At 55.6% G+C, this 11,677-nt stretch carries 9 protein-coding genes and 1 tRNA gene; 9 read left to right on the top strand and 1 reads right to left on the bottom strand.

Annotated features, from left to right (window positions below; genetic code table 11):
• Positions 1-259 precede the first annotated feature (259 nt).
• Entirely contained in the window at positions 260-1,153 is an 894-nt protein-coding gene (miaA, locus tag AC2FLO_RS10785) for a tRNA (adenosine(37)-N6)-dimethylallyltransferase MiaA (RefSeq protein WP_496752828.1), read from the bottom strand.
• Between the two features lie 97 nt (positions 1,154-1,250).
• On the opposite strand from miaA, the gene pyrH reads away from it, so the two are divergent.
• The 9 genes from pyrH (at position 1,251) to AC2FLO_RS10830 (ending at position 11,603) form a co-directional block, all read left to right on the top strand.
• On the top strand, positions 1,251-2,003 hold the full coding sequence (gene pyrH / locus AC2FLO_RS10790; RefSeq protein ID WP_209504110.1) for a UMP kinase: 753 nt from the start codon (positions 1,251-1,253) through the stop codon (positions 2,001-2,003).
• A 262-nt stretch (positions 2,004-2,265) separates the two neighbouring features.
• Complete coding sequence (locus AC2FLO_RS10795) at positions 2,266-3,492, top strand: aminotransferase class V-fold PLP-dependent enzyme (RefSeq protein WP_496752827.1); 1,227 nt, start codon at positions 2,266-2,268, stop codon at positions 3,490-3,492.
• Positions 3,493-3,540: 48 nt separating this feature from the next.
• Positions 3,541-4,965, top strand: a complete 1,425-nt coding sequence (locus tag AC2FLO_RS10800; protein WP_496752826.1) for a cryptochrome/photolyase family protein — start codon at positions 3,541-3,543, stop codon at positions 4,963-4,965.
• A gap of 69 nt (positions 4,966-5,034) precedes the next feature.
• Complete coding sequence (locus AC2FLO_RS10805) at positions 5,035-6,246, top strand: class I SAM-dependent methyltransferase (protein ID WP_496752825.1); 1,212 nt, start codon at positions 5,035-5,037, stop codon at positions 6,244-6,246.
• A gap of 11 nt (positions 6,247-6,257) precedes the next feature.
• On the top strand, positions 6,258-6,698 hold the full coding sequence (locus tag AC2FLO_RS10810; protein ID WP_480485825.1) for a TrgA family protein: 441 nt from the start codon (positions 6,258-6,260) through the stop codon (positions 6,696-6,698).
• A 27-nt stretch (positions 6,699-6,725) separates the two neighbouring features.
• Positions 6,726-7,841: an NUDIX domain-containing protein gene (locus tag AC2FLO_RS10815; protein ID WP_496752824.1), complete on the top strand. Its 1,116-nt coding sequence runs from the start codon at positions 6,726-6,728 to the stop codon at positions 7,839-7,841.
• 68 nt (positions 7,842-7,909) lie between these two features.
• Positions 7,910-8,944 carry a cysteine synthase A gene (locus AC2FLO_RS10820; protein ID WP_480583940.1) on the top strand — a complete coding sequence of 345 codons (1,035 nt, stop codon included), beginning with the start codon at positions 7,910-7,912 and terminating at the stop codon, positions 8,942-8,944.
• Positions 8,944-11,370 carry a DUF3772 domain-containing protein gene (locus tag AC2FLO_RS10825; RefSeq protein WP_480583943.1) on the top strand — a complete coding sequence of 809 codons (2,427 nt, stop codon included), beginning with the start codon at positions 8,944-8,946 and terminating at the stop codon, positions 11,368-11,370. Before AC2FLO_RS10820 ends, AC2FLO_RS10825 begins: the two co-directional genes overlap by 1 nt.
• Positions 11,371-11,513: 143 nt before the next feature.
• Positions 11,514-11,603: transfer RNA gene (locus tag AC2FLO_RS10830), tRNA-Ser, on the top strand.
• Positions 11,604-11,677: the final 74 nt, after the last annotated feature.

An 11,677-nucleotide genomic window follows, 5' to 3' on the forward strand; every position in this document is an offset into this window, starting at 1 on the left:
GGACTCTGTGCATCCCCATGCCGCCATTCGGCACCAGAAATCACTCAACGTCAACGTTCGGAATCGACATAAAATGCACAAAAGCGACGTTCCCGCAGTGTTGATATTTCGGTACGGATTTTGTCATTTGGCGCTCCTTCAGGAGAAATCCTTGCGGAGATTCTGCGTCAAATTACTGATAACAGACGAAAAACCAGTTAGTTTCCGTTGATCTGTTTGCTTTCGGTGTCAAATCCTGTGGAATGAACAACACCAGATATCACTTTGAGAAATAAACGTGATTCCATGTTTTCATTCTGGCCCGAAACCACGTGCGTTGACGTTTGGCAAATTGCCGGGTCGAGATTGTGGCCCGTTCACGGGCCTGATCCAAAGTCAGTGTTCCATCCAGATAGGCCATAAGCTCTGGCACACCAATGGCTTTACAGGCGGGAAGAGCGGGGTCGAAACGATCCCGCATGGCGCGTACTTCGTCGATTGCGCCCAGCTCCAGCATCTGATCAAAACGGCGTTCAATCCGATCCAGAAGCCACGTTTTGTCGACGTCAAAAACGATAGGAACCGCATCATCCAGCCGTAAAATTGGCGGTGGCGTATCGGCCTGCCAGGACAATAGGCTGCGACCAGTGGCGCGCTGCACTTCCCAAGCGCGCTGCACGCGCGCGCGGTTCTGTATATCCAGGCCTGACAGTGTCTGTTCGTCGACCCCGGCGACCAGCTCAGATACGGTCAGCAAGTCTGCTTCGGCCCGCACCTGCGCTGGGGTCGCAGGAATTTCGGCCATGCCTTCGGTCAGGGCCGTGAAATATAAACCGGTCCCGCCGACGATGATTGGCCGCTGGCCCCCGGTCAGCAGTGGCACCACTTCGCGCAGCCAGTGACCGGCTGAATATTCCTGATCATAGGCGATGTGACCATAGAGCAGATGCGGCGCGCGTGTATCTTCTTCGACAGATGGTCGGGCCGAGATCACTCGCCAGCAGTCATAGACCTGACTTGCGTCTGCATTGACGATGACGCCGCCATGCTGCTCGGCGATCTCCAGCGCCAGTGCTGACTTCCCGGATGCCGTCGGCCCTGCAATCAGGACAGGTATGTCATCGGGAATAGGGGGCAATTGCTGAAATATCGCGTCTGTTGATCGCTGGGTCATAGGCGGTTGCCTCAATCCTCACCAACCGCATTGAACCTGCGGAGCTTTTGCTTCATTTTGCGCCGGAAATTAACCCCGTGCCAGCCCGGAGCGCAACATGAGCCTTTCCCCGTCTTCTGAAACTGCCGAAACCCCGAAAACCACATACAAACGTGTCATGTTGAAAATTTCAGGAGAGGCATTGATGGGGGATCAGGGCTTTGGCCTGCACCCGCCAACCGTTCAGCGCATCGCGCAAGAGGTGAAATCGGTTCACGATCTGGGCGTTGAGATCTGCATGGTTATCGGTGGCGGAAACATTTTCCGGGGCCTGAGTGGGTCTGCTCAGGGTATGGAGCGGACCACAGCAGACTATATGGGGATGTTGGCCACGGTGATGAACGCACTGGGTATGCAATCTGCCCTGGAAGAAATTGGGGTGTTCACCCGGGTCATTTCGGCCATTCGCATGGATGAAGTGTGCGAGCCTTATATCCGCCGCCGCGCCGTACGGCACCTTGAAAAGAAAAGGGTTTGCATCTTTGCGGCCGGTACCGGCAACCCGTATTTCACCACCGACACCGCGGCGACCTTGCGCGCCAATGAAATGGCGTGTGAGGCGATTTTCATGGGCAAGAACGGTGTCGACGGCGTTTACGACAAGGATCCCAAACAACATGCCGACGCGGTGCGTTATGACACGGTCACCTATGACGACGTTCTAGCCAAGCGGTTGCGGGTCATGGATGCGTCAGCCATCGCGCTGGCGCGTGACAACAACCTGCCTCTGATCGTCTTTGGTCTGGATGAGCCCGGTGGTTTCCGTGGAATTCTTGCAGGCGAGGGGACATATACCAAAGTTCAGGGTTGAGGCCCGAACGAGACCCGCCCCAGAGTGTTGGAAATTCAGCCCCGGCAACCCCGCCGGGCTTTTTCTTTTGCTTCAGCTTGACGGTCGCGGATGGTGCTGTCTAAGTAGCGTTGTCCTTCCGAAGTGAAGGGCTGCCCGGTGTTTCGTCAGCTCATGGCGCGAGCACAGGCTGGGCTGGAAGACCTGCCATGATTTCTGAGATGTCCGGAAACATGAGCGGGCATCTTGTTGATATGGCAGCACAACTAAGGAGCAATGAGGCATGAGCCCTCTGGATATCGATTTCGTTCGGGCACAGTTTCCGGCTTTTTCCGAACCCAGCCTGAATGGACAGGCATTTTTTGAGAATGCGGGCGGGTCTTATACCTGCAAGCCGGTGATCGACCGGTTGACGCGGTTCTATACGCAGCGAAAGGTTCAGCCCTACGCCCCTTATGAGGCCAGCCGTCTTGCAGGTGCCGAGATGGATGAGGCACGCGCGCGCATGGCCGCCATCCTGGGTGTTGAGACCGATGAGCTGAGCTTTGGCCCTTCGACGACACAGAATACCTATGTTTTGGCACAGGCGTTCAGGCAATGGATGAAACCTGGCGGGGCGATTGTCGTGACCAATCAGGATCACGAGGCAAATTCGGGCCCATGGCGTCGTCTGGCCGAGGCAGGGATTGAGGTGCGGGAGTGGCAGATCGATCCTGAAACCGGATCACTGAACCCGCAGGATCTGGAAAACATGCTGGACGAAAAAGTGCGTCTGGTCTGTTTCCCGCATTGTTCCAATGTCGTGGGCGAGATTAACCCGGTCACCGAGATCACTGCGATTGCCCACGCGGCTGGTGCATTTGTCTGCGTGGACGGCGTATCTTACGCCCCGCATGGGTTTCCGAATGTTGGCGATCTGGGGCCGGATATCTATCTGTTTTCAGCCTATAAAACTTACGGCCCGCATCAAGGCTGCATGGTCATTCGCCGAACACTGGGAGAGTTGCTGCCCAACCAAGCGCACTACTTCAACGCCGACGTTCTTTACAAGCGCTTTACCCCGGCAGGCCCGGATCATGCTCAGATTGCGGCAAGTGCAGGTATGGCCGATTACGTCGAGCTCCTTTGCACGCATCACGGTGGGCCTGACGCCGGCGCAGCAGAGCAGGGTGCCTTTGCCCATGACCTGATGCGCGCGCATGAGGTGTCCTTACTTCAACCGGTTCTGGACGCGGTTAAAGACCGCAACGCGGTACGTCTGATCGGCACTTCAGATGCCACCCGGCGTGCGCCGACGGTAGCGCTGTCGCTGAACCGTCCCGCTGAGTCAGTTGCAGCAGAACTGGCGCAATACGATGTTATGGCGGGGGGAGGCGACTTTTATGCTGTGCGCCCATTGCAAGCGATGGGCGTGGATCCGGCACAGGGCGTTTTGCGGGTCAGCTTTACGCATTATACCTCGCAGCAGGAGATTGATCAGCTTTTGGAGGCGCTTGAACGCGTTTTGTGATCCACTCTGCTTGGGGCTTCGTAGACCGAAGAAAACCTCAGGGTGGATATGGAAAACGAGCCGTCTCCGATCATCTTATGGTTCCGACGGGATCTGCGCCTGTCGGACCATTCGGCATTGACTGCTGCTGTTGCAAGCGGCCGTCCGATCATACCAGTCTTTGTTCATGACCCTCTTGTGCAACACCTTGGCGCGGCCCCGAAATGGCGGTTGGGGTTGGGTCTGGAGGTCTTTTGCGACGCTCTGACGAGGCTTGGTAGCCGTCTGATCCTGCGGCGTGGCGATGCGCTTGAGCAATTGCGGACACTTGTCAAAGAGACGGGCGCAAAGGCTGTCTATTGGTCGCGGGTCTATGATCCAGCGTCGATCAGACGCGATACACAGATCAAAACGGCGCTGACCGAACTGGGTGTAAGCGCAAAGTCGTTTCCTGGTCATTTGCTTTTTGAACCCTGGACAGTAGCAACAAAGCAGGGCCAGCCGTTTCGTGTCTACACCCCTATGTGGCGCGCGGTTCAGCGGCGGGACGTGCCAGCGCCGGATGCGTTGGTGTCACGCTTGGCGGGGCCTGCAACCTGGCCTTCCAGTGATAAACTGAGCACCTGGCATATGGGTGCGGACATGTACCGAGGCGCTGCAATCGTGCGCCCCTATGTCCAACCCGGCGAGAAGGCCGCCCGCGATCGACTTGAGCACTTTCTCGACCAAGTCCCCCGTTATTCCAATGACCGTGACCGGTTGGATCTGGACGGAACATCAAACCTGTCAGAATACCTTTCATTGGGCGAGATCGGGCCACGCACGGTCTGGCACAGGGTTCAACAGGCTGCGATGACGGGAACCCCCGGCGCCGAGGCATTTCTGCGGCAGTTGGTCTGGCGTGAGTTTGCCTATCACCTGATGTATCACTCACCGCATCTGCTGACTGATAACTGGAAAGCGGAATGGGATGATTTCCCGTGGAATATCGATCCAGACCACCCTGAAGTTGCCGCCTGGAGGCAGGCCCGAACCGGAATTCCTGTCGTCGATGCTGGCCTGCGGCAGATGTATGTGACAGGCCGTATGCATAACCGGGCCCGGATGATTGTTGCCAGTTACCTGACCAAACATCTGATGACACACTGGAAAATCGGGATGAACTGGTTCGAGGATTGCCTGATTGACTGGGACCCAGCCTGTAACGCCATGGGCTGGCAGTGGGTTGCGGGATCAGGCCCGGATGCGTCGCCCTTCTTTCGTATATTCAACCCCGAAACGCAGGCGGAAAAGTTTGATCCGCAGGGGGCTTACATGCGGCGCTGGATCGCCGAAGGCCAGACGAAACCCAGTGACGTTGCACTTTCCTATTTCGCTGCGGTTCCCGGTTCATGGAACCTGTGTCCGCAGGCGGATTATCCCGAACCTGTCGTGAAACTGGCGGATGGACGAAACCGCGCCTTGCGTGCGTATGAAAGCCGAAAATCCCACTAAGGAACTGAAAACTTGCCAGAAACAAAATCGCGGCCTAGCCTGATACCTGTGCCGCAGAGGGGAGAGCGGATGGTGCTGACGACGATAGAGGGGCAGTCGGATCTGCCCAGGTATTTCGCCCAGGTCTTCAAGATGCTGGCCCGAATGGAGTCGGGGCGACTAGACATAACATTGCCTGATGGCCGCATCTTTCGCGCAGAGGGGCCAAAGGCAGGGCCTGTTGCTCAGATCGATATCCACGACGGAGATGTTTTTGCCCGTCTGATCCGCGAAGGCGAGCTGGGGTTTTCTGATGCCTACCTTGAAGGACATTGGAGCACGGCTGATCTGCGCTCATTCATGGATCTTGTCCATCTGGGGTCCGAAACCGTCTATGACGGGTTTACTGGAAAGTTCCTTGTCCAGGCCTATGAACGGCTGCGGTTCTGGCTTCATCGCAATAACCGGACGCAGGCGAAAAAGAATATCTCTTACCACTATGATCTGGGTAACGACTTCTACGGCTTGTGGCTGGATGACACGATGACTTATTCCAGCGCCATTTTTGAGACCGGGCAAGAAAGTCTTGAGAAGGCGCAAACTGCCAAATATGCCAGCCTTGTCGATGAAATGGGGGCCAAACCCGGTGACCACATTCTGGAAATCGGATGCGGTTGGGGCGGTTTTGCCGAATATGCCGCGAAAGAGCGGGGTTTGCATGTAACCGGCCTTACGATTAGTGAGGAACAGTTCAAGTTTGCTAATGAACGTATTGAAAAAGCAGGGCTTTCAGATCAAGTGACATTCAAGTTGCAGGACTATCGCGACGAGCGTGGACAATATGATGGCATAGCCTCAATCGAGATGTTCGAGGCGGTGGGTCAAAAATACTGGCCGGTTTATTTTGAAACCGTTCGTGAGAGGCTGAAGCCGGGGGCGCAAGCGACCTTGCAAATCATAACCGTAGGTGACCACCGCTGGGATTATTACAAGAACGGTGTTGATTTCATTCAGAAATACATATTTCCGGGTGGAATGCTTCCGTCGCCCACGATCCTACGGCAGCAGATCAATCAGGCGGGTTTGAATGTGGTGAAGTCGAAAGAATTCGGCAAAAGTTACGACCTGACGCTGCGGCGGTGGTATGAGACGTTCAATGCAAAATGGGAACAGATCGCAGACCTCGGCTTTGATGAGCGTTTTCGCCGCATGTGGAATTATTATTTGACTGCCTGTGGCGCAGCCTTTGACACGCGCAATTGCGATGTGACACAGATCACCGTATCAAAGCAAGTTAACTGACGGACCGTAACATGCCCACTGCCTCGCGTCTTGTAGCCGCCGTTTGTCTCATCGTGCTGGCATTCATTGTCTCTGGCATGATTATCGAAAACGGTGAAGAAGGTAAGGATTACGGGTACTTTACCCTGGTTAACATGGGCCTTGGCGCGGTTTGCGGGTGGGGAATCATGGGCAAGCGTGCAGGGCGCGGCTGGACTGCTGGGATCAATAACGGTCTGACTGGTGTCGCCTCGCTGATTTTCTGGGCGTTGTTCGTGCAGGGCTGTTACGAAATGTTCCGGCTTGCCATGCGCAATCGTTACGGTGGCCCATTTGAGGCCATTCTGGCCATTTTCAAGATCGGGATTGAGTACGGTAAGCTGTTGATTTACCCGGAAATCCTGATTGCATTCCTAATTGGGGCTGTTGTATCGGGACTGGCCACAGAACAGGCCGCCCGATCATGGCGCTGATCCGTTTCCCGACAAGAGAGATCGACTTTGTCTGATCTGTTTTTTTATGGAACGCTGCGACACTTGCCGTTGTTGGAACGCGTTCTTGGTCATCCTCTGAGCAAAACCAAAGCGCGGCCCGCCCAACTTCGAGGCCATGCTGTCCATTCTGTTCAGGGGCAGGATTTCCCAATGATCCTGGAAATGGAAGGTGCCAGTGCCGAAGGTGTACTGGTGCAGGAATTGTCGTCTGTGGATCTGGCCAGGCTTGATTATTACGAAGGGTCATTCGACTATGATCTGAAGCCGTTGAAGGTCGAATTGGAAGATGGGACCAATGCCCAAGCTCAGGTCTTTTTTCCTGCCCCCGGTGCCTGGAGGCCGGGTGATTTGTGGTCGCTTCAGGAATGGGCGGACAGATTGGGCGAACTTACAACGCTCGCCGCAGAGGAAGAGATGGCCTATTTCGGGAAGGTCGATCCCCGAGTCATGGCCCGCAGTGTTCGCGCCACTCAAACGCGTGCCTGGTCAAAGATTATGGCCGGGCAGCGGAGAACCGGTGATCCGCGGGACATTGCAAAAGATGTGATCGTGCATCGCCATGACCGGGTGTATCTTGATTATTTCGGGATGGAGGAAATCGACCTGCAACACCGGCGGCATGACGGCAGCATGGGTCCGGTGTTGCGCCGTGGAAGCTTGTTGCAGGGCAGTGCCGTTGGCGTTCTGCCCTATGATCCCGTCCGTGATACTGTTTTGATCGTGGAACAGTTCAGACCGCCGGTTTTCCTGAACAACGATCCGGAACCCTGGCTTTGGGAAGCGGTGGCCGGGATGATTGATCCGGGCGAGACACCCGAACAGGCCGCGCATCGCGAGGCGATGGAGGAGGCAGGTATTCGTTTTGACAGGCTGGAATATGCTGGCGGTGCCTACACCTCGAGCGGATCTTCCACCGGGTTCATGTATCTTTATGTTGGTCTTGGTGAGTTGACACACACCACAATCACCGGTGGCCTGGACACAGAAGGTGAAGACATCCGCAGTCAAATCTTGCCGTTCGACGAATTCATAGACATGACGGATCGCCATGTTTTCAAGGATCTACAATTGGTGTCTCTGGCTTATTGGCTGGCCCGCCACCGGGACAGATTGCGCGGGTGACTATCCCGCTTGTGGTCGCGGCGGTGCGGCTGTAAATCTTCGATGGTACAAAACGACAAGGGGCCATCATGCGCATTGCACGAGATCTTGCTGACGCAGTAGGAAAAACACCACTGATCCGGCTGCGCCGCATCAGTGAAGAAACTGGTTGCGAAATTCTCGGCAAAGCCGAATTCATGAACCCCGGTCAATCCGTCAAGGACCGTGCTGCACTCTATATTATCCGTGATGCCATTGCGCGGGGCGATTTGAAGCCCGGTGGCACCATTGTGGAAGGAACCGCAGGCAATACTGGTATAGGTCTGGCGCTAGTGGGTGCGTCAATGGGGTTCAAGACCGTGATTGTGATCCCGGAAACCCAGTCGGAAGAAAAGAAAGACATGCTGCGGCTGGCCGGTGCTCAACTGGTTCAAGTTCCGGCCGCACCTTATCGCAACCCCAATAATTTCGTGCATTATTCCCGGCGTTTGGCCGAGGAATTGGCGCAGACGGAACCCAATGGGGCAATCTGGGCCAACCAGTTCGACAACGTGGCGAACCGTCAGGCCCACGTTGAAACTACAGGACCCGAAATCTGGGAACAAACAGACGGTAAGGTCGACGGGTTTATCTGTGCTGTCGGGTCGGGCGGTACATTGGCCGGGGTTGCCGAAGCGCTGCGGCCCAAGGGTGTAAAAATCGGTTTGGCCGATCCCATGGGTGCGGGTCTCTATTCATATTACACCACCGGTGAAATCGCGATGGAGGGCGGATCGATTGCTGAAGGTATCGGACAGGTGCGGATAACAAAGAATCTGGAAGGGTTCACGCCGGATCATTCCTATCAGATCACTGACACCGAGGCGTTGCCCTATATCTTTGACCTGCTCCGCGAAGAGGGGCTGGTTATGGGCGGGTCAACCGCGATCAACATGGCGGGCGCCGTGCGTCTGGCCAAGGAAATGGGGCCGGGCCACACCATTGTGACTGTCCTTTGCGACTATGGCACACGGTATCAGTCCAAGCTTTTCAACCCGGATTTCCTGCGCGAAAAAGACCTGCCGGTACCGAATTGGATGACCGAAGCACCGCGCAGCATTCCTGGCGTTTTTGAGGACGTGTGATGCCTAAGCAGGTTCGCCTGTTTCTGACACTGGTTTTCCTGTGTCTTGTCGGGGTCGCAGGCGGTGCTGTTGCGCAGCTGACCGACAGGCAAAGTGAGTATTACCGGGGCTGGATAAAAACGGCGGACCGTGCCGAGTCGGTGATCGAAGCAAACCGTGCGTCAAACGCTGCGTTTGAGAATTTACGTTCTGAAATAAACGGTTACCGAGAGGACTTTAACAAGGCGCGAAGCGCCAACACGGATCGCATCGCAACGCTGGAAAGCCAGATCAAGGCGCTTGGTCCGAAACCCGAAGGGGACGCGACCGAACCTGAAGACATCGCTAAGTTGCGAACTCATCTTAATGATCAGCTCAACAGTTTGCGCGTGCCCCGCATCATTTCCGAAGAAGCGTATAGCCGCGCAAACGGATTGATCAGTGAAATCGATCGGATCATCCGGGCGCGGCAGACAAAACAATTCTTTGAGCGCGGTCCGTCACCGATCAACCCCGTATATTGGGGACCTGCATGGCAAGACGTAAAAGAGGCGCTTCTGAGCCTGACAAATGAAACACTTACCAACCTGCGTTCGGACGTAGTGAAAGAGCGTATCCGTGATCGTGGCTTGGGAATCCTGTTTCTCGTGAGTCTAGCGGCGGTTTTATTGATCTTCGGCAAACGTTGGTCCGAGCGGGGCGGCGACTATCTAAGATTGCTGGGCGGAGCGGGCACTGGTGTTTGGTCCTTCATCATTTCTCTGCTGCGGATTCTGTTGCCATGGATCGGTGTCGTTGCCGCCATCGCCGCGATCAGCCTGTCGGGTGTTCCGGGTCTGCGAGGCAGTTTGTTGCTGGAAAAAATCCCCTACTGGGCGGCAATTGCCTTCTTCTACGACTGGATTGGCCGACAGATTTACGTGATTGGTGCTTCACAAGGATTCAAGCGCCTGTCTGCTGCTCGGATTACCGAATTGCGGATACACATTGATCTGTTGGCTTTGATGTTGATCCTGCACGAACTGGCGCTTCTGTTCCAGCAGATCGAAAACGTTTCGGATGCGACCCGTGCGGTTATCAGCTTTCCAGTGATTGTCGGAACGGCATTGCTTTTGCTCCGCGTGCGGCAGATCCGGACGAACGACCGCCTGCTGGACCAGACGACGTCTACCCGGGCCGCTGGATTCAGCCAGTTGGTAGAATTCCTGCGCAAGGCCATGTTCCTGCTGGGGATCGCAACACCCGTACTGGCACTGGTTGGCTATACTAATGCGGCCGAAGCGATTGTGTTTCCGGCGGTAAAAACACTGGTTCTGATTGCCGCACTGGCAATTTTTCAACGGTTCGTCAGTCAGATATACGGATGGATCACAGGGCAGGGCGACGCTGCGCGCGACTCTCTTTTTTCAGTCTTGGTGGGCTTTGCACTGGCCATCGTCGCGCTGCCTGTTCTGGCGATATACTGGGGCGCGCGCGAAACGGATCTGCTTGAAGTATGGTCACGCCTGTTGCTTGGCTTTGACATCGGTGGTGTCACGATCTCACCCAGCAATTTCCTGACATTTATCGCCGTTTTCGCAATCGGTTATACGCTGACGCGGTTGTTGCAAAGCGGGCTGCGCAACTCGCTGTTACCCAAAACCAGTATCGATCCGGGCGGGCAGAACGCGATTGTCGCTGGCTCGGGGTATATCGGGATATTTCTGGCCGCGCTGGTCGCGATCATGGTCGCGGGGTTTGATCTGTCGTCTCTGGCAATTGTCGCAGGTGCACTGTCTGTCGGTATTGGCTTTGGCCTGCAAACGATTGTGTCTAATTTCGTGTCCGGCATCATCCTTCTGGTCGAACGGCCGATCTCTAAGGGTGACTGGATCGATGTGAACGGGATGATGGGCTACGTGCGTGACATTTCCGTTCGCTCGACCCGTATCGAGACGTTCGACAGAACGGATGTGATCATTCCAAACTCGGACCTGATCAGCGGCGTCGTCACCAACTACACACGTGGCAATACCATCGGCAGGGTGATTGTACCGGTCGGTGTCGCCTACGGAACAGATACACGGCTGGTCGAGACCATTCTGGGCGAGGTCGCAAACAACCACCCGATGGTTCTGGCCAACCCGGCGCCCAGTGTAGTGTTTCAGGGGTTTGGAGCGGATGCGTTGGATTTCGAGATCAGAGCGATCCTACGGGATGTGAACTGGGTTTTATCCGTCAAATCCGACATGAACCACGAGATCAATCGGCGCTTTCTGGAAGCGGGTATCGAGGTGCCGTTTGCACAGCGTGATATCTGGTTGCGCAATCCCGAAGCTTTGCAGACCTCGAACAAGGTTAAAGAGGCAGGCCTTGCGCCCAAACAAAACACAACCGATTCAACGGCAGGAAAGCCAGTTGAACTGACAGAATCTGATCTGGACCCTGACGCGGGCGATGAAATCTGACGACCAGTCCGACAGCTGAAAGGTCGCGTTTCTGGTTGCTTGACGCTCTGGGTAGACTACCGGATTTAATTGATCCTTTCCGGTGATTTCACCGAATTGGGGCCTTGCAAATCTCATGACATTGGTCCAAACATCGCCGGCACGGAGAGGTGGCCGAGTGGTCGAAGGCGCACGCCTGGAAAGTGTGTAGGCGGGGAACCGTCTCCAGGGTTCGAATCCCTGTCTCTCCGCCATTACCCCCTGAGACAGAAACCCAAACCAGCCCCGGCGTCTTGGCTGTGTACAACTTGGTTTCGTGTACCACGCC

The sequence above is a fragment of the Ruegeria sp. TASC047 genome (assembly GCF_059612445.1).